This window comes from Rhodococcoides fascians A44A (assembly GCF_000760735.1).
GTDB lineage: Bacteria > Actinomycetota > Actinomycetes > Mycobacteriales > Mycobacteriaceae > Rhodococcoides > Rhodococcoides fascians_E.
This window is the reverse complement of record NZ_JMEX01000005.1, coordinates 1,389,237-1,410,681: the sequence shown is the minus strand read 5'-3', so window position 1 is coordinate 1,410,681 and position 21,445 is coordinate 1,389,237. Positions and strand designations below refer to the sequence as shown.

Here is a 21,445-nt window from a genome sequence, read left to right as displayed (position 1 = left end):
GTGCTCGCAGCAGGCACACAGAATTCGGAGTCAAGCTCGAATACACGCGCACCGATCGAATCAGTTGCCTGCGTCCGAAAGGAACCCTTATGCCTACACCCGAATCGGGTTTTCGCCGAACCCGTTATGCCACAGCAGCGGTGGTCGCTCTCGGCGCGGCGACCGTGGTCGGCGCCACTTCGATGGCCTACCTCGACACGCACGATACCGCCGGGGAGACCACGACCACCTCGACTGTCTCGGCACCCGACTCCTCGACATCCGCCGGCACGGATACTGCGACGCCGCGGTTCGGGTCCGCACCGTCGGTGTCATCGGGTGGCACGTCGTCGCACACCACCACCCACGGCTCATGACGACCCTGGAATTAGGTGAGTCCAGCTGGGACGTATGGAGCACGACCGCCCACCTGATCGTCACCGACTCGCGCTCGACAGACCTTGCGGAGTCCCTCGTCCGAACGGAATTGACCTCGATCGAGCTGGCCTGCAGCCGTTTTCGTAAAGATTCCGAACTGTCGCAGTTGGCGACGTCCAAGGGGCGGCCTACAGCGCTGAGTCCCATGCTGACCGAGTTCGTGGCCGCCGCACTGCGCGCCGCCGAACTCACCGATGGAGCAGTCGATCCGACGGTGGGATCGGCGCTGATCGCTCGGGGCTACGACCGTGACTTCTCCGAACTGGGCAACGGCCGGGCGCCGATATCGTCGGCGATTGCATCGGCGGTGATGACGCGTCGCGCCGACTGGACGATGGTGACGTTCGACGACGGATTGATCACTGTTCCTGAGGGAGTAGTCCTCGATCTCGGAGCCACTGCCAAAGCCGTCGCGGCGGATCGGTGCGCCGATCTCGTCTCTGCCACGCTCGGGTGCGGAGTCCTCGTCTCGCTCGGTGGCGACGTCGCCACCCGTGGACACACTCCTGACGGCGGGTGGCACATCCAGGTCTGCGACGGTGACAACGAACCATCGACGGTTGTGTCCGTGGGTTCCGGGACGGGGGTGGCGACGTCCAGCACCGTGAGGAGGCGGTGGGCTCACGCCGGTCGCACTCTGCACCACACTCTGGACCCTGAGATCGGGTGGCCGGTCGATCCGTACTGGCGCACCGTCACCGTCGTGGCGGACAGCTGTGTGCAGGCCAATACGGTGAGCACGGCATGCATCGTCAAAGGGTCCGGGGCGCTTCCGTGGTTGGAACGTGTCGGCCTACCCGCTCGACTCGTGTCGGCCGACGGTTTCGTGACTCAAACCAGGCAGTGGCCCGACGACTCGAAGGCGGCGTGATGGATCAAGCGTTCTGGGCATTCGGTCGCGGAATGGGAACCGCCGCGCTCGTCGTCTTGACTCTCTCCGTAGCATCCGGAATTCTCGCTCGGTCCGGACGACCCCTGCTGTCGTTGCCTCGCTTCGGAGTCGTCGAATTGCACAAGAACACCGCGCTTTTCGGCACCGCCCTCATCACGGTCCACATCGTGTCGTTGTTATTCGACCCCTACGCGCAATTGCGCCTCGTCGACTACGTGATCCCGTTCCTGGGCAACTATCGCCCGTTCTGGCTGGGGCTGGGCACTCTGGCAGCGGACCTGTTGATCGCGATCATCGTCACGGGCATCTTCCGCCACCGAGTCGGGTACAAGACCTTCCGCGCGGTTCATTGGACCTCGTACGCGCTTTGGCCGATCGCACTCGCACACTCGCTCGGCAACGGCACCGATGCCGGGCACGGCTGGTTTCTGTCCGTCGTCGCACTCTGCAGTGCCCTCGTTGTCACAGCCGTGACATTCCGGCTCCGTCACGACTTCGTCGAACACCACCGAACACGAGAAAGCGCAACAGCATGACAACCGTAACGACGTCCCCCTCCACATCCCAGCAGTACATAAGGATTCTCTCCGGCGCGGGGGCAGACCTGACCCGCCACCACACCGTGTACGGACGACTCCGTCACGACGACCCCACCGTCATCCGAAGTATCGTCGACTCCGGCCTTCTCGGCCGTGGCGGCGCAGGATTCCCGGCCGGTACGAAACTTGCGAACACCCGAGGACGGCGGCCGGTGGTAGTCGCCAACGGGGCCGAAGGGGAACCACTGAGCAGCAAGGACGAAGTGTTGCTTACAAATTCGCCACACCTGGTACTCGACGGGCTGGCAACGGCCGCAGCGCAACTGGGCTCGAACGAGGCGTACCTCTACGTGCCCTCACATCTTGCGACTTGGCTACGTCGAATCGTCGACGATCGACGCGCGACCCAGTGGGACCCCATCGAGGTCACTGTGGTCGAGTCATCCGGGCACTTCGTCTCGGGCGAGAAGACCGCCGTCTTGTCGGCTGTCGAGGGAAAGCTCGCCCTGCCACGAGATCAGCGCGCGAGCGTGTCGATCTCGGGCGTGCGAGGACGGCCGACGCTGATCCACAACGTCGAGACACTCGCCCATATCGCGACGATCGCGCGGTACGGAGCCAGCTGGTTCCGCTCCACCGGCGCACCGGACGAACCCGGGACCATGCTCGTCACTCTCTCGGGTGCGGTCTCCCGGCCGGGGGTGGCCGACGTCCCCGTCGGCATCTCGCTCGACAGATTGTTGATCGATTACGCGGGCGCTCGACTGGAGCGGACGCGTGCCGTGCTCATGGGCGGCTTCCACGGAACCTGGCTCCGCGGAGCGGAACTACCGAACCTCGGGCTTTCCCACAGTGCACTGGCACCGCTGGGTGCCAGCCCCGGTGCGGGAGTAGTGCACGTGCTGGGGACGTCCGAGTGCGGGCTGGAATCGACCGCCCGCGCCGTGCGATTCCTCGCCGACGAAAGCGCGGGACAATGTGGTCCGTGCCTCAACGGACTACCCCGTCTTGCCGTAGCCATAACCGACGTTGCTCGGGGCCGAGCCGGCGCCGGCGCTGTCGAACTCGTCCACCGCTACGCGAACCTCGTCGACGGCAGAGGCGCGTGCCACCACCCGGACGGCACAGCCCGACTCGTCCGTTCGGCCTTGACGGCGTTCGCCGGCGACATTCGGTTACACGGATCGGGAACGTGCGAAGCGTCCGAGGCGGACACCACGACAAAAGTCGATTTCCGATGAACACCGAAATTGCGCATGCCAATTTGCGCCTGCATATCGACTGGACGAGGTGTGACGGTCGAGGTCTGTGCACCGAATTGCTCCCCGGGCTCCTCTCCCGGGACGAATGGGGGTACCCGATCTCGTTGGCGGGAGAGCCGGAACCGGCGATCGACAGCAACCACCGAGCCAGCGCGCGTGACGCTGTACGGCTGTGCCCTCGAATGGCATTGCGGCTCGTCGACGACAGCACAACGAAGTCGAGATCGTAGCACCCCCGGTGGCCGCCGAGAGGACTCCAACGAGCACGTTCCTGAGCCAGCGAGGCACCTGACCGTTGACGACCTCCTATCAATTGTGAACTGCGACATCACCTTGGCGCCACGGGGTCGAGGCGGTCAACCAGGGTTATGCGATCGACCCCGACGCCCCGTTCTTTCGGTGGCGTGGAAGCGAGCGAGTGCGAATTTCAGTGTGCACGGCGTAGTCCACAGTCGTCCGGCCTAGGAGGCTTCGCGCAAGCCGATGAGCTCGACGGCTGCTGCAGCGGACGGGTTCGGTTCTGACCGGTGATCAAGATGCCGTCACGAACGACGTACGACGCCGAGGCCGGGCCCTGCGGTAGTCGCCGTTGAGGCGAACGAGCTCATTCTCCAACAGAACGGCACGCCATCGTTGAGACCGACGCCCTCTCCCAACCATTGGTGAATCCGATGACCTTGCGACCGGCCACCACGGGCCGCCCTTCGCGGCAGTGACGTGCCGCAGCACCCCGTGCCGCACAGCAGTTTCGATCAAACGTGATCGACGTGTGAACCACAGCGAGATGCCACAGCAGTCCGCGCCCGTCCGATCGGGCGCAGAATTCTTGACGGACGTGCACTACTGTGCGCGAAACGAATCCGAATGCGGCCAGACTCGCCGCATCGGCTTTCAGCTCAAGCCCAGCCCATGTCGGCCGACAGCATTGAGATCCGACGGCTGAAACCTGTTCGGCCAGTTACGTTCGTAGTTCTCGTCCGGGAAGTCGGACGGGCTGGACCCCGACAGAAACGCCTCCCGTACGGTTTCCGAGTAGACCTCGTTACGCGGGCACCATGGAGCTGCCGGAATGTACATGACGTTGCCCCAACCCTTCTGGTTCGTCACCGGCGCGACCGAGTGAATCATGTCCGCGTGCCACCAGACCGAGTCCCCCGCTTCGATGTCGGGAATACCCGACAATGCTTCGAGCAGTAGCGAATGCCATTTCTCACTTGCCGGGAACACTTGGTTGACGGTAACGCTGCACATGTCGTCTTCGGCGACGTCGTCGAGCAGCGGCCGCAACATAAGGTAGCCCATCGCCTCGGGAATGGGCACGGTGTGAAGCACTCCCTGGTCGTGGTCCATGTCGGACAATGCGGTCCAGCCCTGAAACGTCCGGAATGCCGAGCACATGGTCGAACCGGGATACTGCGGTCCGGAGGTGCGGTGGGCCGCGTCCCAGGGGTCGTATTCTTCGACGGATCCGTCGAAGAGGTGCCGGAACGCCTGCTGGTAGGCGCTGGTCATCCACAGATCGAGGGTGCCGGGGTCGAGATGTGTTCCCAGGCCCGTGGAGTCCGCGCCTTCCGGACGCCGACGGATACGGTCGGGGTAGAGCGAGTCGCGGGTCGGGTCGAACCATTGGACGCCATCGGACTCGCTCTTCCACTGGCTGTTCAGAAAGGTCTGGACGTCAGCCATTCGCTTGCTCTGACGGGCTTGCATCTGTGCGTCAGACCAGTAGACGGGGAAGATTTCGGGCTTGGACCCGACACTGCCGAAGAAGTCGTCACCCGGGCCGCGGTACTCCTCGAAGAAGTTGTTGGACTCGACGTAGTCGACGATCTCTCGATCCCAGGTCAAGGCCTGTTCACGCTCGAAATGGCCACGCACCACCAGACAACCCCGCCGGCGGAGCTTCTCGATCTGCTCGGGGGTGACGTCACCTGACGCAATGTCTGCGTAATCGATTACGGGCCAGACAGATTCGCCGCGACTCTTCGCATCGCGAATATCCTCGACCTGCGCGCGGACGCGCTCCTCGATAACGGCGAAGACCTCGTCGACCGTGCGCCCGGACGCCCCGATTCGAGCGCGAAGCGCACGCTTGATCTCACGGATAGCCATCGGCAGATCATCGGGTGTGTTCTCCCAATGCGGTAAAGACGACGGTGAGAACGTGGCTGCATTCGTCATGATCACTCCATTCAGTAAACCTCTCTTACTGATCTACGTTAGAGGCTGAAGCCGATTGAGGCAATGGCCTTTACTGAATCTTCTAGGATGACCTCATGCCCTCGCTCCCCGCGCGTTCGATCCGGACACCGTCCGACGAAGCAGTGCTGCGTGCGCTGATGGTCACGCCCCGTTCGACGCGAGCCGAGTTGGCTGTCGCCACAGGTCTGTCCAAACCGACCACAGCCGACTCCGTCCGCCGACTGGTCGAGGCCGGTCTCGTCGTCGACACCGGTCAGCGCACCAATGGTCGGGGTGGAGTGGGCACCTACTACGCGCTGAGCGAGAGAATCGGGGTCGCTCTGGTGGTGAGCGTCGCCCCGGACGGCGTCGTCGCCGAAACTATCGACACGACCGGAACAGTGATCGCTCGCGGGTTCGAGCCGATCGACCGGTCCGCATCGGAGGCGTCCGCCGCCCGAAGTCTCGTGAACTCTGCGCAAACCGCCACTATCGACATCGGCCCGTCGACCGTCCGACTCGCGATGGTGTCGGCCGCCGATCCCGTCGACCGCGCCAGCGGATCACTGGTACAGCTACCGGACGCGCCATTTCTGGTCGGCACTCTGTCCCCGAAGCTCGTACTCGAACCGTTCGTCGGCGGTGCGGTCTACGTCGACAACGACACCAACTGGGCGGCTCGCGCGGAGCGCGACTCCCGTCGGCACGACGGCTCGGACGGCAGTAACTTCGTATACCTGTACCTCGGCGAGGGGCTCGGGTGTGCCATAGTGACCGACGGCGAGGTCCGTCGAGGGCACAGCGGACTCGCGGGAGAGGTCGCGCACGTGAGCACCACCGGAGCCGACGGACGCGCAACACCGTTCATCACCGTGTTCGAGCAACTAGGCCTTCGGCATCCGAACTCCACGGCCATCGACGTCGGCGCGGTACTCGGGTACGCACGCAACCCGGCGGACACTCTGGGTGTGCTCGCGAATGCCGTCTGCGATGTACTCAGCAGCGCAATCGCGTTCTGCGACCCCGGATTCGTGGTCGTCGCCGGACCCTGGGGCGCCGCATCTCCGCTCTTCGAAGCGATACAGCAACACGTGGAGCAGTCGACCCGATCGGTCCCGCTCGAACGGCCACGCGTGGGCGACGACGCGTCACTCCTCGGCGCCAGAGCGGCCGCGCTCATCGCTCTTCGCTCGGACGTCGTGTCCCGCGGGAGAATCTGACGAGCTCGGGCAGGTAGGCACAGACGTTCCCGGTGTAGGTCTGCGGCAGCGCAGTGACGACTGAACCGACGATGATCGAGATGACGGCTGATCCCGCGAACGCGAACACAATCTGACCTGGGTGTCACGACCGGGCGAACTGCGACACCACCTTCGAGGCAACAAGTTCGAGGTGGTCGATGTCGGTCAGGTCCAGCATCTGCAAATAGATGCGGGTGACACCGAGCTCTGCGTAACGCCCGATCGTGTCGACGACTTCGTTCGGTGTACCCGCAGCACAGATTGACTTCGGAGGCGAACCTCGCCGCGAGCTCAGGGTTACGTTTCTTACCGCGCCCACCCATGAGGATCGGCGGTCCCGGCTGCTGCACAGGCTTGGGCAGCGCCGGCGAATCGGTAACCATGTATGCCGCGCCACTGTACGAGTACTACCGCCTACAGCGATTCGGACTTGCTATCCGAAGATGAGCCGAGTGCTGTGCGCATGAGAGGCCCTGCTAACGCTCCAGAGTGGACTTCTCAGCCCATCTCGATCCCGTACTGCGCAGCGAGAATCGGCCATACCTGGGCGGCCATTTCTGCACTCGAGGATGGGCAGCCTTCGCAAACCCAGTCCGCTGCGACCGCCGCCAGTGCCCCGCCGGTGAACGTTGCGTTGAGTGCAAATCCTGTGCACCTCGACGTAGTGGATGCCTTGTTGCCGGTAGCGGAATCGGTCGCATCTTTCACTGCGTGAGCGATCCTGCGTCGCAAGTCGGTAACAACGAGCGTGCTCCCGGTTGGGCCCAACAAGCTCCGATACAGACGCTGATGCTCGCGCAGATCGTCGAAGAACAACTCCAATGATCGAGGTGCGAGTGCCACCGCGTTCGGCGAGCCTGGTCGCAGTGAGGGCAACCTCCGTACCAGCTGCTCGATCATCGCCGCCGAGGCATCGGCGGCGAGTTCACTGGTGCCACGGTAATGGTCATAGAACGTCGGCCGGCTCACATTGGCTCTGTCGGTGACATCTGCCACCGTGATTCCCCCCAGATCGCGCGTTCGCACCAGGTCGAGGAGCGCTTCCCGGAGCGCACTACGTGTGCGCACAGTTCTGCGATCAACTTTCGCCTGCTCCTGAACCTCGTCGTTCGGCATGACCGGAACACTACCGTTCCGACATATGTACGATTACCTACATCTGTAGCCCAAACCTGCGAGAGCGCGCACCGAACAGAAAGCTCCCATGACTGACAAGCCCGCCAGAGCAACGTCCCCTCTGCCCATGTCGTCGACAGGTGGTGGCCCTGAAGTCCTGATAGTCGGCGCGGGAGCGGTGGGTGTGTCCCTGGGTTACCACCTCACCTTGAGCGGCGCGCACGTGACGTTCTTGGTGCGCGCCGGACGGATCGCTGCCTTCGATCGACCTCAGCGCATCTACGACTACGACACGGAAGCAGTCGACATCTTCTCTGCATTCAACGTCGCCGACAATGCCAGATTTCTGCGAGAACACGATTTTCGGTTCGTCATCGTCACTCTCGACGGTGCTTCGAGTCGCTCACCGGAAGGTACTAAGACCCTGCAGCAGGTCGGCCGGCTCATCCGCGACACAGAAACACCCGTGCTGATGAACGGGATGGGGCTGGGACTTCGGGACTTCTACGCCCAGACGCTGGATGTCCCCCAGGATCGCCTTCTGCGCGGATTCCTCGGGACTCTCGCACACCAAGCGCGGGCTGGGATCTTGACGGGTCAACCGGCTGCACTCCCGCCCGAATCGGTGGACATCTGCATCAAGCACCCGCCGAGTCGAGTTGGGTATCGAATCGCCAAGAGCGGGCCCGCCGCCGTGAAGGAGTTCGCCGAATTGTACAGCCGCAGTGGAGTATCTCGCTGCGTAACCATCGATCGCCGCATTGTCGACGTCGTCGGCAACGCGGCGTTCCCGCTCTACGCTGTGTCGGAGCTCGCTGGATGGCCCAGTTTCGAAGACCTGATCGCCACACACCCCGAACTTTGGCAACTCGCAGTCGATGCACAACGCGAGATCCTTCGCACGCCGAGCAACGGCTGGTTCGGAAAACTGGCTTCACTGACAATGGGTCCACGAGTGACATCGCGTATACATCGCAAGATGGAGCAGGATATGAAGCCACTCGAACTGCAGGCGTTCAACAAGTTCCATCACGGCGGCAAAGTGCGTGAGCAGGATATCCGCATTCTGCGCGAGTGCGCGGAAGACGGGCTACGCCAGTCGCACTCGATGCCTGCATTGCTGGATCTACTGAACCGACTGGAACATCGTTCTCGGTGAACCGGGTCACGGCGGCAAGTAATTGTCTCGGATCGAGAGCGTCCGAGACGGCGCGCTGTTCTGTGTATCAAGGGTAGCTACTGCGGAGGCAATACGGTCGGGTCGACGAATGTTCCTGATCCGTGGTTGATCGTCACGATTCCAGCCGGAGCTGTGGAGCTGATTTTCGGTGCATCTCCGCTGCTGCGCGTGACGCGTAGTTGTTCACCGGCCTTGAAGCGCCAGTATGTCTGCCCGAGCTCGATCGTGTAGTCGTGTGGTTCATCTGGAGTTACCGGCACGGCGCGCTCGAGCCCGTCCCTGAGTTGAGCACGCAGGCAACCTGCCTCGACGGGTATGACTTTGCCGTCGGGTGTGACGACTGCGAGCTTGCTGACGAAGTAGGTGTCGGGTGCGGTCGTCGAAGCGTTGACGTGGAGGGTGGCAGGACCTGCGATGGTGGTGTCCTCCTCAAATACCGGGAGGGTGAACGTCGACCGTGGATCCAGGGCCCCAAGAATCTCTTTCGACTCGACTTGGTTGGACACTCACCGAATTTGCTCGATGAGCAGAACTGCTCCGATGCCGATCATCGCGACACCGGACATTCGGGTTACGACACGAGCGGCCTGCGGCCTCGCGCTCAGTACCCGTCGTGCACCGAGGGCAACGCAGGCATAGACCACGGCGCAACTGGCGATGTGGACCAGCCCGAGAACGACGATCTGAACCGAAACCGGAAGACCTGCAGCGCGGGAGGTGAACTGAGGCAACAGCGCCAAGAACAGGAGAAAGACTTTCGGATTGAGCACACTGACGCCCAATCCTGTCAACGCCTGTCGCACGCCGGACGTCGATGCCGTGTCTACATCCGCCTGCGGGGCAGGGGGATTGCGCACTGCACCGACACCGAGCCACGCCAGATAGAGCGCGCCGACGGCCGTCAGCCCTGTCATGACGTTCGGAGATTCGGCGACCAGGGCCGCTACGCCGGCCGCGACGACCACGGTCGCGATGAGGTGGCCTGTCAACATCCCGCCGACCGCAGGTAGGACCGATCTTTGCCGGAGGCCCGCAGAGATTGCGTAGGCCCAGTCCGCACCTGGTGTGAGGACGAACAGCGCGGACACCGCCCAGAACGCCGCGATGCTTCCCAGTGCCATCTACTCGAACTCCGATCTGTGCTGCGAACGCGGCACTTCCGCAAGAGTAGGCAGGACCTGCAAGCAATTTTGCCTAGATTTTCCCGCATCGGGGTTTCAGATTGGTAGATTCGACCCCATGGATCGCATCGACAAGAAGATTCTTGCGGAGCTGCAGCAGGACGGACGATTGTCGGTGACCGATCTGGCCGATCGAGTAAGCCTCAGCGTGTCGCCGTGTCATCGCCGAGTGAAAGCGTTGGAGGCATCCGGAGCGATCAGTAGCTATCGCGCGTTGCTCGACGCCGAGGCGTTGGGACTGACGTTCGAGGCCTTGATTTTCGTCAGCATGCACACGGCCGACCGATCGACCATCGCCGCGTTCGAGGATGCAGTGGCCGAGGTCCCCAACATCCTTCAAGTGCAGCGATTGTTCGGTGATCCCGACTACCTGATGCGAGTCATCGCTCGCGACAGAGCTGCATTCCAGCAGCTCTACGATCACAGTCTCGCGACGTTACCTGGGGTACAAAGGCTGGTGTCTACGCTTGTCATGAAGAACGTCGTATTCGACCGATCCTTACCGCTGTGAGCTGCCCATGGCCCGTCACTGCTGAGCAACGAACGCTATCCCGTCCACGTCGGAGTACAGGCAATCCCCCGGCTCGAAGTCGACCCGACCGAAGCAGACGGTGACGCCGACTTCAAACGCAGCGGATTCTCGCACTGCCGCTTTGACGACGAGTCCTCCTTCGCGGAGCGAAGACAGTCAACGGATGGAGGACCCGATCCCGAGGCCGCCGTCGACGTCGAGAACGATGCCGCTGACGTATCCCGCAGCGGGAGAACACAGGTACGCTGCGGCCTCGGCGATGTCCTCCGGCCGGCCTGTACGACGCTGCGGCACCTTGGAAACGAGCTTCTCGCGGGCAGGTCCGTTCATCGAGGCCAACATCGGGGTTTCGATGAGACCGGGGGCAATGGCGTTCGCGGTGATGCCCTGCCTCGCGGACTCCAACGCGATCGTTCGAGTCAGACCGACAATGCCGGCTTTGGCAGCCACGTAATTGGCCTGACCGAAGTTGCCTCGCCAGCTCATGGACGAGAACGACAGGATACGGCCGTATCCGCCAGCACGCATGAACGGGATCACAGCCCGCGTGCAGTAGAACGCCCCTGTCAGGGACGCGTCGACCACGGAATGCCAATCGGCGTCGTCGATGTCCTCGATCCGGTTGTCCCGGATTGTTCCAGCGTTGTTGACCAGTACATCGAGTCGTCCGAACTCGCCGGCAACGGAATCAACCCATGCGGTCACATCGGCAGAATCGGTCACATCGACGCGACGACTGACGCAACGATGTCCGAAGTCGTCCTCCAGCGCGCCTGCAAGCGCGGCAGCCGCGACGTCGTTCACATCGCCGATTGCCACGATCGCCCCCTCGGAAGCAAAGCGGCGCGCCATGGCTGCGCCGAGCCCTTGCGCACCGCCCGTCACTAAAACCACCTGATTTTCGAAACGGTTCACATTTCACCTGTATTCGGTCGAATATTTCTGTTGGACAAAGCTTTACGTTCGAGGAATGCCGTCAAGTCCGCAGGTACGTCGTTCGACTTCCAGTGAGCGTCGAAGTCGTCCAACTCCTTTTCCAGCCCTCTGCGAGAGTCCATCGTGGTCAAGTCGAACAGCAGAGACTTGAACGACGACTGCGCAGGCCCAGCAGCCGACACCAGCTCGCCGGCAACGGCGAGGGCCGCTTCGCCCAGCCTGTCGTCGGGTACGACCTCGTGAATCCATCCGGCCTCGGCCAGTCGCGACGCCGGCACCAGCGAACCGGTGAGCGAGAGCCATCTCGCTAAAGAGTCCCCGACCTTGCGCGCGAGACGCACACTGGAACCACCGGCAGGTAGCAGATTGTTCTTGACGTGTCCGTCACCGATCAGCGCCGATTCCGCCGCGACCACCACATCGCACCCCAACGCCAGTTCGAGCCCGCCTGCGACCGCGTGTCCGTGTACTGCTGCGACCACCGGAAGCGGGCTGGTCTCGAGGCGAGTGACGAGTGCAGAGACTCGGCGCAAGAAAGCAATCGGGGTTCCGTGTTCGGCGTGGAGACCGAGAAAGAACTGCAGATCTGCCCCAGCGCAGAAGCTCTTTCCGTTCCCTGCAACGACGATGCATCTCGTGTGGGGGTCGCTCTCGGCGGCCGACAATGCCGAGTCCAGCGCGTCGACCAACAAATCGTTCAGGGCGTTCCGACATTCCGGTCGATTGAGCGTCAGTGTCCGAACCGGTCCGGACTGGACAACGATGACGGGATCCGTGTTGTCGCTCATTGCGACACGTTCGTTTCGCTGCGGCGACGGCGCAGTTCGTTTCGCTGTATCTTTCCGCTCGGCGTCTTGGGAAGTAGTTCCGAGAAGTGAATACGCCGCGGGTAGGCATGAGCGGCATAGTTGGTCTTCACCCAACGCTTGAGTTCGTCGGCCAGATCGTCCGATGCGGGTACGCCAGGCGACAGGACGATGAACGCTTCGACAACCTCCCCCCGCACGTCATCCGGGGCAGCGATCACCGCAGCTTCGATCACGCTGGGATGCCTCAGCAGAACCGATTCGATGTCGAACGGCCCGATTCGATAGCCGGCCATGATGATGACGTCGTCGTCACGGGAAGAGAAACGAACGACACCGGCTTCATCGAGAGATGCGGTGTCTCCCGTGACGAAGTACTGCCCGTCACTGCAGAATCGATCCGTCGAGACACCCCCGGCGTACGACTGGAAAGTCATGAAACTGCTGTCGGCTACCACGATCGCCAGCCTCCCCATTTCCCCGGTGGCAACGGGGACATCGTCGTTTCTGTCGAGAACGGTCACGCTCCAACCCGGCAACGCCACACCCATCGCGCCCGCAGCGACAGGCTGCTCCAGGAGTGGATGATGTGGATACCCGATCGGCATCCCGAGTTCCGTCTGCCCGTAATGATCGTGAACCGTCAAACCCAGGAGACCGCGTGTCCACTCGTTCACTTCGGGAGTCAAAGGTTCACCCGCGCTGGACAGCCGCTTCAGCGAAAGATTCTTCGGGACAGGTGCATTCGATGCTCTCAGCCCTCGAAACACGGTCGGGGCGGCCGCGAAATCAGTGACCTCGAGATCGGACAGGACCGTCCACGTCGTCTCTGCGCTGAAACCTCCGCGCAGCAGAATGGTCGGCACCCCAGCGGCGAGCGGAGCAACAAGGGCGGTGTACAGCCCGTATGCCCATCCTGGATCGGCACCGGACCAGAACACGCCCCCGTCGTCGACGCCTAGGGCAAACTCCAGGTAGGAGTGCCATCCTGCGATGTAGGACACCGGGTGCACCACCCCTTTCGGGGTTCCAGTCGTTCCCGACGTGAACATATGAACCAGCGGACCGTCGCCTCCCACCGACACACTCGCTGACGACGCGGCATGAGCGGCGCGCATCCGCGCCTCCAATCCTTCCGGTCCGTGCCCGCCTGCAACGACCGTCAGCCAGGGACCATCCGGAACCTTCCCGATTTGATCGACGTCAGCGACGACGAGGACGGCCGACGCTTCTGTCAGACGCGACGAAATAGCCTCTTTCGCAAAGGCGGTGAACAACGGTACGTAGACCGCCCCTACGCGCCAGATTCCGAGCACGACCGACACGAGGTCTATGCTCTTGCCCATCACCGTCGCCACTCGGTCGCCCGGGCCGACTCCGTGCTCGCTGAGGACTGCGGCGAACCTCGTAGACCGATCGGCAAGGTCTCCGTAAGTGAATTCGACTGCGCTGCAGTTTTCTTCGACGACAGTCAACGCTCGGCGATCGCGAGGATGACGGTCGCACAGCAGCCATCCCACATCCGCCCGTTCGGCGTTGTAGGTGGCAAGTATCTCGCTGACGCGAGCATCGACGGCGTCCATGGACACTCCTTGGTTGGGTACTATCAATGTTTAGACAGTACCCAACAACGTACCGGCAGTAGTTTGCGTAACGACCTCGTACTCATGGAACGCAGGCAGTGCGGACTGCCTGTGAAACACTCGAGGAATGCCACGAGCAGGAGCGGCTGCAGACCGCGCATCGATCAACACGCCGAGACGGCGTCACGTCGACACGTCAAGGCGCGAGGAACTGCTGGCAAGCATCGAGGACATCTTCCTTGCCGAGGGATTCACGTCGGTCACAGTCGACGATCTGACGAAACGTCTCCGATGCTCCAAAGCCACCCTGTACAGCGTCGCTTCGACCAAAGAACAGCTGGTCATCGCCGCGACCAAGCACTTCTTCGCGACCGAGGCCGAGGGCATCGAAGCGGCAGTGGCCGAGGAACCGGACCCTCGGTTGCGCATCACCACATACCTTGCGGGCGTCGCCAAGGCGATGCGGCGCAATTCACGGGCTTTCTACGCTGACATGGTGGCCTACCGGCCCACAGCTGAAATCTACGCGCGTAACACCGACCGCGCCGCAGCCCGCGTACAGGAAATGATCGACGAGGGCGTCGAATCACGACGATTTCGCGCGACCGATGCAACGTTCGCCGCACAACTCGTGGCCCTGGCGATAGACGCCGTTCAGTCGGGAGTCCTTCTCGAACGGACCGGGCTATCGGCCGCAGATGCCTTTTCCGAACTCGCCGACCTTCTACTCCACGGCCTCCTCCGTAACGACTCATCGCACGACCAGGGCAGGGCGCGCTAGCTTCGCAACCTGCATCGAACCGTCGACGTACGTTGATGGTCAACCGATTTCACTCGTCGGTCCTCACCCGCCGCGACGAGTTTCGAGACGACGTATGCCGATAGGTACTTTCGAGAGATTTTCCGTACCTCGTATCGGTACCGGGAAAATGTGGCTACAGTCACGGTACTTTTCGCTCGTCAATCGTACCGAAGGGCTTATCCATGACAGTTCAACGACCCACGACTGGGGCGCCGCCGCGCACCCGCGTGCGCCCTCTAGCTGCCGCCGCCGTGGGAAACGTGGTGGAGTGGTTCGACCTCACCATCTACGCAACGTTCGCTGTGTACTTCTCCCCCTTGTTCTTCCCGTCGAGCGATCCGACGGCCGCACTACTGTCCACCTTCGCGGTCTTTGCCGTCGGCTTCTTCGTCCGACCGCTAGGCGGGTGGCTGATCGGGAGCTATGCGGACAAGCACGGACGCAAGCGAGCGTTGACGTTCACGATCGTCCTCATGGCTGTGCCCACGTTCATCATCGGCATATCGCCGACCTACGAAACGATCGGAGTCTTCGCGCCGATCCTCCTCGTAGCAGCTCGCATGACCCAAGGGTTCGCGGCAGGTGGTGAATCCGGCGGCGCTATGGCGTACCTCTACGAAATCGCACCTCCTCACCGTCGAGGCCTTTTCACCAGCATGTGGTACACGACGGTCGTCGCCGGAATCGTTCTCGCCACGCTGCTCGGGTTCGTTCTCGCCGAGGTCCTCTCCGCGGAAGCACTGAGCGAGTGGGGTTGGCGTATTCCGTTCCTCATCGGCGGCGCTGCAGGTCTCGTCGGCCTCTGGATTCGTTCGTCCATGGAAGAAACCCTCGAGGTTAGCGAGGTCCGCGACGGCACCACACCGCCGAGGTCCGGCCTACGCGCACTGCTGTCGGATTACCCCCGCGAGACCATCCGCGTCATCTTGTTGATGTCCGGATCTGCGACGGCCTTCTACACTTTCGTCTCTTACATGCCCACGCACCTGATCAAATCGGTAGGTCTCGCGGCCGACACGACCTTCGGTGTCCACACCGTCTCTCTTGTCGTCTTCATGCTGCTGCTACCGCTTTTCGGTCACATGTCCGATCGCTACGGCCGCAGGGTATTCGGCCTCGTGTTCTCGATCGGCGGCGCCGTTGCCATCGTTCCGCTGAGCCTCGGACTGACGACCGTCTGGTGGCAAAGCCTCGTCGTCGACATCGCGCTGCTGACGTTGACGGCGTGTATGTTTTCCGTGCTCGCCGCTGTCATGACCGAGCAGTTTCCGAGCAGAATGAGGGCCATGGGAGTCGGGGCTCCGTACAACCTGGCAACTGCGATCTTCGGCGGAACAGCACCGTTCCTGCTCACCTGGTTCAGCAGTCAAGGGCTAGGTACATGGTACTTCGCGTACCTCGCAGTGCTGGTGCTCCTCGTTACTCTCGGACTCAGCAAGTCCCGTACAACAAACTGAGTGTTGTGCTCACCGCGGAGCTACGCCGAAACCGCCGAAACTCGAGTCGACGTCTTCGTCAGAACCCGATGGGCAGTCCGGCGTAGTTCTCCGCCAGGCCGGTGGCGCCTGCTTCGCTCGACGCCACCCAGCGCAGCTGGGACAGCTGAAGTTGAGCGTCGAACGGATCTGCGCTGGTGTGCAGCATCGTCGTCATCCACCACGAAAAGTGGGTGCAGCGCCAGACTCTGCGTAAAGCGTTGTCGCTGTACTCCGCTGCTGCCTCTTCGTTGTTCCTACGCACCAGTGCCACGAGGGCCGGTGCGAGCAGTGCGACGTCGGCGACGGCAAGGTTGAGGCCTTTGGCACCGGTCGGTGGGACGATGTGCGCCGCATCGCCGGCGAGGAAGAGGTTGCCGTGCCGCATCGGGGTCTGAACGTAGCTGCGCATCGGCAGCACGCTCTTCTCCGTGATCGGGCCCGGCGTCAGCTCCCACCCGTTCTGGCCGTGGCCGAGCCTGGCGGCCAACGAATCCCATATCCGATCGTCGGACCAGGTGTTCACATCGGTTCCATTGGGAACCTGCAGGTACAACCGGCTGACGGTGTCCGAGCGCATCGAGTGCATCGCAAATCCGTCCTGGTGCCAGGCGTAGATCAGTTCGTCGGTCGACGGGGCGACGTCGGCCAGGACGCCGAGCCACGAGTACGGATACGTCCGTTCCCAGGTCTGCCGAACCCGGCCCGGCATCGTCGCCCTACTCGGGCCGAACGACCCGTCGCATCCGGCGATCACTGCGGCGTCGACGCGCACCTCCGCGCCGGAAGCATCGGTGAACGTGACGTAGGGAGAGTCGGATTCGATGTCGTGCAGTGCAGTGTCGGACATCTCGTAGTAGATCTGCTGACCCGCTGCTTCGCGGGCCGCGACCAGATCTTTCGTCACCTCGGTCTGGCCGTACACCCAGACGCTACGGCCCACGAGATCGGTGAAGTCGATGTGGTGACGCTCCTCCGGCCACTGAAGATAGATGCCCCGATGTTCCTGCCCTTCGGCGTGCAAGCGAGCGCCGAGGCCGATGTCGTCGAGCAGCTGAACCGTCGAGTGCTCGAGAATTCCGGCGCGGATACGCGAGAGCACGTATTCCTGGCTCCGCGTCTCGACGATAACGGACTCGACGCCCTGCTCGGCGAGCAAGTGAGACAAGAGCAGACCGGCCGGGCCTGCGCCGATGATGGCTACCTCCGTACGCATACCGTTCAGTAGACAACGTGCTCGGCACCGCAACAAGTAGCCCCCTCACTGCTCACCGAGTCGATACAGCGTGGCGTCGATGGCGTCCACGGCGACGACGATGGTGGATATTGCGGCCGCGTCGGCGCCTGCCTCGGAAAGTCCCTCGTGCACAACTTCGCTCAATCGCATGGCTTCCGGCAGGTGTTTGCCGAGCATGCGCGAGTAAGGACTGTGGTGACGCGCGGGGTCGTGGCCCAGTTCGTCCAACGCGTCGGCGACGGTGTCGAGTAGGTCCGCGACATCGTCTCGCAGTCCGTCACTCGAGTCCTCGGACCTGCTGGACAGCCCTTCCACTCCGACAACCACGGCTGCCAGCGAAATCAGCGTTCGGTCGAGTGTGCTCGCCGCGGGCCGATAGATACGATCGCCGCCGACTCGGCTCCACGCACGGCGTCGCACATTGCCCCGCAAGCTGTCTCTGCCCCGATCGAGCGCCGCCGTGACACCGGAGGCTTTGAACAACTCCCACAGCTCGGTCCGACGTTCCCGATGCGCCTGAGTCCCGTCCCGCACCGCGCGGGCCAGGTTACGCAGCAGCTCGGCCTGGCCTCTGGATCGTACGACGATGAGGTCACGTGCCTCGGAGAGGAATTCGGGGGGCACCACGACGGCGTTGACAGCAAGCCCGACCACGGCACCGAGCGCGACGTCACCGATGCGGTAGAGCACCATCACCTCGTCGGTCGCAGTTCCGTACAGCAGCACCAGGAGCGCGGTGATGGCCACCCACATACCATCCGGCGCAAACACTTTCATTCTGCCGACGACCGTCCCGACGGCAACCGCCGCAGCCAGAGCCGGCACCACCGGCGCTACGCTGCCCGCTATGGCTGCAATCGCGACGCCGACGGTGACGACGGCGACTTGACGAAGGGCCGCAGTCCCACTCGCACGCACGGTCACACCGATCATGAACAGCGCGGTGTACGGCGCGAGGAAGCTCTGCGGACTACCGATGACGCGATCGGCCAACCACCACGCGGCCATCGCTGCAATCGTCGACTTGGTGGCCGCGACGATCCACGGCCGCCCTATGGAACGAAAAATTGCTGTACCCGACACATTCGGGTGCTACCGCGCTACGCGGGACCCCGAAACTCCGCCGCCCATGCCTGCGCAGACGGCGACCCGTCGGCGAGTTCGGTCTCGATCGTTCGCACGAAGCTGCGCGAGTTCTCGTCGTGCATCGCGCGCAGGACAGCGTCCGGATCTCCGGCGGCAACGAGATCGAACAGCCGTCGGTGCCGTTCCGCTCGTTCGACTAGAGTCTCCTCGGCTGCCCGGGCCGAGCGGTTCATGCTCATGCACAACTGCAGCTGGATGGACAACGAACGATAGGACTCTTCCAGTCGACGATGATTCGCGAGCGCCACCAGCGCGGCGTGGAACCGGTAGGAATCCTCGACGGCCACGTCTTCTCGACCCGAGGCCGCGTGCGACGTCATGAGTTCGAGCGTCTCGCGCAACGCCGCGAGTGCGGACTCCGACTTCACCGGTACACCCAGACGTACAGCCATCGCCTCCAAATTCTCCCGCAGAGTGACGATTTCGTAGACGTCCTGCATCGTGAGGGGAGTCACCACCGCACCCACACGCGGAGTCTGGACCAGCAACCCCTCCTGCTCGAGGATGCGCATTGCTTCCCTCAGCGGTGGCCGACTGACTCCGAGCTCGCCCGTCAACCTGTTCTCGACGACGCGATCGCCCGGACGCAGCTCGCCGCGGAGAATCTTCGACCGCAGTGCGTCCGCAGCCAGAGCGGTGAGGCTGGGCGGGTCCGTGACGAGTCTGCCTGCACGTGGGAGTGGTTTGCTCATATCAGCCGTTACGGTACCGCCCACACGACGCGACGCCGTTCTGCTCAAGTAATTAGGTTAACCTCTCGTTGTCTACAATAGCCCGGAGGTTGACCGATGATTGCACTGTCCACCGGACGCGGACGGCTCGAACCAGGTTTCGAGTTCGCGGCCGCCGCGGGTGTCTCGGCTTTGGAACTCGCGTGCCAAGAGCCGGAGAACAGGCCGGGCTCGTTCGACGACACACGTATCGCGACCGTCCGTGGACTCGTCGAGCGCTTCGGAATGACGTGCGTGGTGCACTCCGCGTCCGCGGTCAACTGCGCGGAGACCGATCCGACGGTCCGGCCCGCCGTCGTCGCGCATCTGCTCGAGTACGTCGATCTCACCGATCGCCTCGGCCTCGACACTCTGATCGTTCATGCGGGCTACCACTTCGGACTCGGTCTCGACGAACCGCTCGACGCCCTCGCGCGAACTCTCGGTGAGGTCGCGGTCCGGGCGCACGACCGTGGTATCACGATGGTTCTCGAGAACATGAACGTTCTTCCCGTCGAAGCCGAGATTCGCTACCTCGGATGCACGGCCGCGGAGGTTCTGGCAATTCTCGATTCCGTCGATTCACCGGCACTCGAGGCGTGCCTCGATGTGGGCCACGCCCATCTGCTCCCGGGTGGAGTGTCCGAGTTCGTCGAGGTGCTCGGACCACGCATCGCCTATGTACAACTCACCGACAACGACGGGGTCGTGGACGATCACCTGGCGCTCGGACGAGGAACCCTGGATGTCGCGGCTACATTCGACGTCCTCGGCCGAGCCGGATACGACGGATTGATCGGCATCGAACTGCACGACCCCACCGACCGAATGGACAGCCTCCGATACCTACGGTCGATCGGACTGACCTGACCACAGCAACCTCCTGGCAAACGGACCCAAACTATCGAAAGACGCCCCGACCACCAACTTTCCGACCGGAAGGTCGGTTCCAGTTGGACTCTGGATCGCCAACTTCGACCATCATGGGCGCTATGCTGGCCGGGACCTGTCCCTACTCGACCCGAGGCACTGACCTATGAGCGTGTTGACGCGTCGATCCGGTGTGGAGCCGCAGCGCTCGACTGCGCGGTTCGACACGCGCACGGCGATGGTGATCGCCAGCGCTACCGGCGCGCTGCCTCTGCTCGCCATCGCGATGATCTCGCCCACGTTCCTCAAGCCCGGAGCGTTCCCTCTTCTGTGCGCGATCGTGGGCTTCACGGCACTCACCGTGGTGTTCGCACTGAAGATCGGCCGCCTGACCGACCTGCAATTCGCGATACTCGGCAGTGGCGGCATGGTCGGAGTCGCGATCTCCGCCTATCTCATCGCCGATCCGTCGGGCACACGCGCAGTCACGTCGATGCTGGCAGTCGTTCCCGCCATCGCCGCTGCTGGGTCGCCGCCGAAGATCACCGCCGCCGTCACCGCTGGATCCGTAATTCTCGCGACGTGGCTGTCGTCGATCACACTGTCCGATTCCGGACTGGCCGTCACCGTCGTCGCGGTCGGTGCAGCGGCGACCACCGTCCTGGTGCCCGTCGTACTGATCGCGGCATTGCGTCGCTCGCTCCTAGCGGTCAACGGACGCTTGAGTGTGCTGGCCAACACCGACCCGCTCACCCGCTTGCTGAACCGACGGGGAATGTTGTCCCAGGTCGAGGCCCTCCTGGACAAGGCGTGCATCAGCCGCGGCAGGTTGTGGGCGTACGTGGTGGACATCGACCACTTCAAGTCCGTCAACGACACGCTCGGTCACGCGGCCGGAGACCGAGTGCTCGTCACCATCGCCGAAGCGCTCCGCCACGCAACCGCTCGAACCGGATCGCAGGAAGCAATCGTCTCGCGCATCGGCGGCGAAGAATTTCTGATCCTCACCGAACTTCAGCCACGCACTCCACTCGAGAACGCAATCCTGGACAGTGTTCGCGCGGAATGCGAGGTCACCGTCAGCGTGGGCTCGGTGACGGTGGACGTCCGAGCTGCGCTCGATCCCCGGCTCAACTTCGGTGCCGCGAGTGAGAGTTCGCACGTCGAGCACGTCGTCGACACCATCATGCACGCCGCGGACAACGCGCTGTACGACGCGAAGTCCAGCGGGCGTGACCAGTCCGCGCATGCAGGTGCTGTCCTGGTCACCTGGGAAGCGCACACTCCCGAGCAACGAAGTGACCTGGCAGCCGAGGTCGCGCGGCGCGCGATGCCGTGA

At 63.1% G+C, this 21,445-nt stretch carries 22 protein-coding genes and 1 pseudogene; 12 read left to right on the top strand and 11 right to left on the bottom strand.

Annotation, left to right across the window (positions count from 1 at the left end; genetic code table 11):
• Window positions 1-89 precede the first annotated feature (89 nt).
• The 5 genes from BH95_RS28735 to BH95_RS10175 are packed head-to-tail and all read left to right on the top strand — an operon-like array spanning window position 90 to window position 3,340.
• Window positions 90-356, top strand: a complete 267-nt coding sequence (locus BH95_RS28735; RefSeq protein ID WP_141216780.1) for a hypothetical protein — start codon at window positions 90-92, stop codon at window positions 354-356.
• Window positions 353-1,288, top strand: a complete 936-nt coding sequence (locus BH95_RS10190; protein ID WP_037181810.1) for an FAD:protein FMN transferase — start codon at window positions 353-355, stop codon at window positions 1,286-1,288. Before BH95_RS28735 ends, BH95_RS10190 begins: the two co-directional genes overlap by 4 nt.
• Window positions 1,288-1,845 (top strand): ferric reductase-like transmembrane domain-containing protein, encoded by a 558-nt coding sequence (locus BH95_RS10185; RefSeq protein ID WP_037157978.1) that lies wholly within the window; start codon window positions 1,288-1,290, stop codon window positions 1,843-1,845. Before BH95_RS10190 ends, BH95_RS10185 begins: the two co-directional genes overlap by 1 nt.
• The gene (locus BH95_RS10180) at window positions 1,842-3,089 is read left to right on the top strand and encodes an NADH-ubiquinone oxidoreductase-F iron-sulfur binding region domain-containing protein (protein ID WP_037181807.1); all 1,248 of its coding nucleotides are present in this window, start codon (window positions 1,842-1,844) and stop codon (window positions 3,087-3,089) included. The genes BH95_RS10185 and BH95_RS10180 overlap by 4 nt, the downstream gene beginning before the upstream one ends.
• Window positions 3,086-3,340: a ferredoxin gene (locus BH95_RS10175; protein WP_037113660.1), complete on the top strand. Its 255-nt coding sequence runs from the start codon at window positions 3,086-3,088 to the stop codon at window positions 3,338-3,340. Before BH95_RS10180 ends, BH95_RS10175 begins: the two co-directional genes overlap by 4 nt.
• A 661-nt stretch (window positions 3,341-4,001) precedes the next feature.
• Here the strand turns inward: BH95_RS10175 and BH95_RS10170 are convergent.
• Window positions 4,002-5,291 (bottom strand): DUF1479 domain-containing protein, encoded by a 1,290-nt coding sequence (locus BH95_RS10170; protein ID WP_037158074.1) that lies wholly within the window; start codon window positions 5,289-5,291, stop codon window positions 4,002-4,004.
• Between the two features lie 95 nt (window positions 5,292-5,386).
• On the opposite strand from BH95_RS10170, the gene BH95_RS10165 reads away from it, so the two are divergent.
• Window positions 5,387-6,511, top strand: coding sequence for an ROK family transcriptional regulator (locus tag BH95_RS10165; protein ID WP_037181805.1), 1,125 nt, complete (start codon window positions 5,387-5,389; stop codon window positions 6,509-6,511).
• Between the two features lie 124 nt (window positions 6,512-6,635).
• On the opposite strand, the pseudogene BH95_RS29500 reads toward BH95_RS10165, so the two are convergent.
• Both BH95_RS29500 and BH95_RS10155 read right to left on the bottom strand, forming a co-directional pair.
• Window positions 6,636-6,939 (bottom strand): annotated as a pseudogene (locus BH95_RS29500) (LLM class F420-dependent oxidoreductase); the annotation flags it as partial.
• Between the two features lie 91 nt (window positions 6,940-7,030).
• Complete coding sequence (locus tag BH95_RS10155; RefSeq protein WP_037157964.1) at window positions 7,031-7,648, bottom strand: TetR/AcrR family transcriptional regulator; 618 nt, start codon at window positions 7,646-7,648, stop codon at window positions 7,031-7,033.
• Between the two features lie 88 nt (window positions 7,649-7,736).
• On the opposite strand from BH95_RS10155, the gene BH95_RS10150 reads away from it, so the two are divergent.
• Window positions 7,737-8,807 (top strand): ketopantoate reductase family protein, encoded by a 1,071-nt coding sequence (locus tag BH95_RS10150; RefSeq protein WP_052059996.1) that lies wholly within the window; start codon window positions 7,737-7,739, stop codon window positions 8,805-8,807.
• Between the two features lie 77 nt (window positions 8,808-8,884).
• Here BH95_RS10150 and BH95_RS10145 read toward each other — a convergent pair whose 3' ends face one another.
• Together BH95_RS10145 and BH95_RS10140 are read right to left on the bottom strand one after the other, a co-directional pair.
• Window positions 8,885-9,334 carry a CocE/NonD family hydrolase C-terminal non-catalytic domain-containing protein gene (locus BH95_RS10145; RefSeq protein ID WP_037181801.1) on the bottom strand — a complete coding sequence of 150 codons (450 nt, stop codon included), beginning with the start codon at window positions 9,332-9,334 and terminating at the stop codon, window positions 8,885-8,887.
• A complete protein-coding gene (locus tag BH95_RS10140; protein WP_037181798.1) occupies window positions 9,335-9,949 on the bottom strand; it encodes a LysE family translocator in 615 nt (204 codons plus the stop codon). It abuts the gene before it with no gap.
• Window positions 9,950-10,067: 118 nt separating this feature from the next.
• Between BH95_RS10140 and BH95_RS10135 the strand changes: the two genes are divergently transcribed.
• The gene (locus BH95_RS10135; protein ID WP_037113668.1) at window positions 10,068-10,520 is read left to right on the top strand and encodes an Lrp/AsnC family transcriptional regulator; all 453 of its coding nucleotides are present in this window, start codon (window positions 10,068-10,070) and stop codon (window positions 10,518-10,520) included.
• 177 nt (window positions 10,521-10,697) lie between these two features.
• On the opposite strand, the gene BH95_RS10130 is transcribed toward BH95_RS10135, so the two are convergent.
• The 3 genes from BH95_RS10130 to BH95_RS10120 are packed head-to-tail and all read right to left on the bottom strand — an operon-like array spanning window position 10,698 to window position 13,866.
• A complete protein-coding gene (locus tag BH95_RS10130; RefSeq protein ID WP_244164884.1) occupies window positions 10,698-11,426 on the bottom strand; it encodes an SDR family oxidoreductase in 729 nt (242 codons plus the stop codon).
• Between the two features lie 26 nt (window positions 11,427-11,452).
• On the bottom strand, window positions 11,453-12,265 hold the full coding sequence (locus BH95_RS10125) for an enoyl-CoA hydratase/isomerase family protein (RefSeq protein WP_037181794.1): 813 nt from the start codon (window positions 12,263-12,265) through the stop codon (window positions 11,453-11,455).
• Window positions 12,262-13,866 (bottom strand): AMP-binding protein, encoded by a 1,605-nt coding sequence (locus tag BH95_RS10120; protein ID WP_037181791.1) that lies wholly within the window; start codon window positions 13,864-13,866, stop codon window positions 12,262-12,264. The genes BH95_RS10125 and BH95_RS10120 overlap by 4 nt, the downstream gene beginning before the upstream one ends.
• Before the next feature lie 127 nt (window positions 13,867-13,993).
• Between BH95_RS10120 and BH95_RS10115 the strand changes: the two genes are divergently transcribed.
• Both BH95_RS10115 and BH95_RS10110 read left to right on the top strand, forming a co-directional pair.
• Window positions 13,994-14,647: a TetR/AcrR family transcriptional regulator gene (locus BH95_RS10115; RefSeq protein ID WP_037157944.1), complete on the top strand. Its 654-nt coding sequence runs from the start codon at window positions 13,994-13,996 to the stop codon at window positions 14,645-14,647.
• A gap of 203 nt (window positions 14,648-14,850) precedes the next feature.
• Window positions 14,851-16,125, top strand: a complete 1,275-nt coding sequence (locus BH95_RS10110) for an MFS transporter (RefSeq protein WP_037181789.1) — start codon at window positions 14,851-14,853, stop codon at window positions 16,123-16,125.
• 58 nt (window positions 16,126-16,183) lie between these two features.
• Here BH95_RS10110 and BH95_RS10105 read toward each other — a convergent pair whose 3' ends face one another.
• Genes BH95_RS10105 through BH95_RS10095 form a run of 3 tightly spaced genes read right to left on the bottom strand, consistent with a single transcriptional unit; the run spans window position 16,184 to window position 19,218 of the window.
• Window positions 16,184-17,359 carry a 4-hydroxybenzoate 3-monooxygenase gene (locus tag BH95_RS10105; protein ID WP_037181786.1) on the bottom strand — a complete coding sequence of 392 codons (1,176 nt, stop codon included), beginning with the start codon at window positions 17,357-17,359 and terminating at the stop codon, window positions 16,184-16,186.
• A gap of 45 nt (window positions 17,360-17,404) precedes the next feature.
• The gene (locus BH95_RS10100) at window positions 17,405-18,463 is read right to left on the bottom strand and encodes an FUSC family protein (RefSeq protein ID WP_244164882.1); all 1,059 of its coding nucleotides are present in this window, start codon (window positions 18,461-18,463) and stop codon (window positions 17,405-17,407) included.
• A gap of 17 nt (window positions 18,464-18,480) precedes the next feature.
• A complete protein-coding gene (locus tag BH95_RS10095) occupies window positions 18,481-19,218 on the bottom strand; it encodes a GntR family transcriptional regulator (RefSeq protein WP_037181781.1) in 738 nt (245 codons plus the stop codon).
• A gap of 96 nt (window positions 19,219-19,314) precedes the next feature.
• Here BH95_RS10095 and BH95_RS10090 point away from each other — a divergent pair, with 96 nt between their 5' ends.
• Window positions 19,315-20,106 (top strand): sugar phosphate isomerase/epimerase family protein, encoded by a 792-nt coding sequence (locus BH95_RS10090; RefSeq protein ID WP_033189842.1) that lies wholly within the window; start codon window positions 19,315-19,317, stop codon window positions 20,104-20,106.
• Between the two features lie 166 nt (window positions 20,107-20,272).
• A complete protein-coding gene (locus tag BH95_RS10085) occupies window positions 20,273-21,445 on the top strand; it encodes a GGDEF domain-containing protein (protein ID WP_020111245.1) in 1,173 nt (390 codons plus the stop codon).

Coding starts and splice junctions, on each gene's coding strand:
- BH95_RS28735 (WP_141216780.1), top strand. CDS start 90: ATGCCTACACCCGAATCGGGTTTTCGCCGAACCCGTTATGCCACAGCA.
- BH95_RS10190 (WP_037181810.1), top strand. CDS start 353: ATGACGACCCTGGAATTAGGTGAGTCCAGCTGGGACGTATGGAGCACG.
- BH95_RS10185 (WP_037157978.1), top strand. CDS start 1,288: ATGGATCAAGCGTTCTGGGCATTCGGTCGCGGAATGGGAACCGCCGCG.
- BH95_RS10180 (WP_037181807.1), top strand. CDS start 1,842: ATGACAACCGTAACGACGTCCCCCTCCACATCCCAGCAGTACATAAGG.
- BH95_RS10175 (WP_037113660.1), top strand. CDS start 3,086: ATGAACACCGAAATTGCGCATGCCAATTTGCGCCTGCATATCGACTGG.
- BH95_RS10170 (WP_037158074.1), bottom strand. CDS start 5,291: ATGACGAATGCAGCCACGTTCTCACCGTCGTCTTTACCGCATTGGGAG.
- BH95_RS10165 (WP_037181805.1), top strand. CDS start 5,387: ATGCCCTCGCTCCCCGCGCGTTCGATCCGGACACCGTCCGACGAAGCA.
- BH95_RS10155 (WP_037157964.1), bottom strand. CDS start 7,648: ATGCCGAACGACGAGGTTCAGGAGCAGGCGAAAGTTGATCGCAGAACT.
- BH95_RS10150 (WP_052059996.1), top strand. CDS start 7,737: ATGACTGACAAGCCCGCCAGAGCAACGTCCCCTCTGCCCATGTCGTCG.
- BH95_RS10140 (WP_037181798.1), bottom strand. CDS start 9,949: ATGGCACTGGGAAGCATCGCGGCGTTCTGGGCGGTGTCCGCGCTGTTC.
- BH95_RS10135 (WP_037113668.1), top strand. CDS start 10,068: ATGGATCGCATCGACAAGAAGATTCTTGCGGAGCTGCAGCAGGACGGA.
- BH95_RS10125 (WP_037181794.1), bottom strand. CDS start 12,265: ATGAGCGACAACACGGATCCCGTCATCGTTGTCCAGTCCGGACCGGTT.
- BH95_RS10120 (WP_037181791.1), bottom strand. CDS start 13,866: ATGGACGCCGTCGATGCTCGCGTCAGCGAGATACTTGCCACCTACAAC.
- BH95_RS10115 (WP_037157944.1), top strand. CDS start 13,994: ATGCCACGAGCAGGAGCGGCTGCAGACCGCGCATCGATCAACACGCCG.
- BH95_RS10110 (WP_037181789.1), top strand. CDS start 14,851: ATGACAGTTCAACGACCCACGACTGGGGCGCCGCCGCGCACCCGCGTG.
- BH95_RS10105 (WP_037181786.1), bottom strand. CDS start 17,359: ATGCGTACGGAGGTAGCCATCATCGGCGCAGGCCCGGCCGGTCTGCTC.
- BH95_RS10095 (WP_037181781.1), bottom strand. CDS start 19,218: ATGAGCAAACCACTCCCACGTGCAGGCAGACTCGTCACGGACCCGCCC.
- BH95_RS10090 (WP_033189842.1), top strand. CDS start 19,315: ATGATTGCACTGTCCACCGGACGCGGACGGCTCGAACCAGGTTTCGAG.
- BH95_RS10085 (WP_020111245.1), top strand. CDS start 20,273: ATGAGCGTGTTGACGCGTCGATCCGGTGTGGAGCCGCAGCGCTCGACT.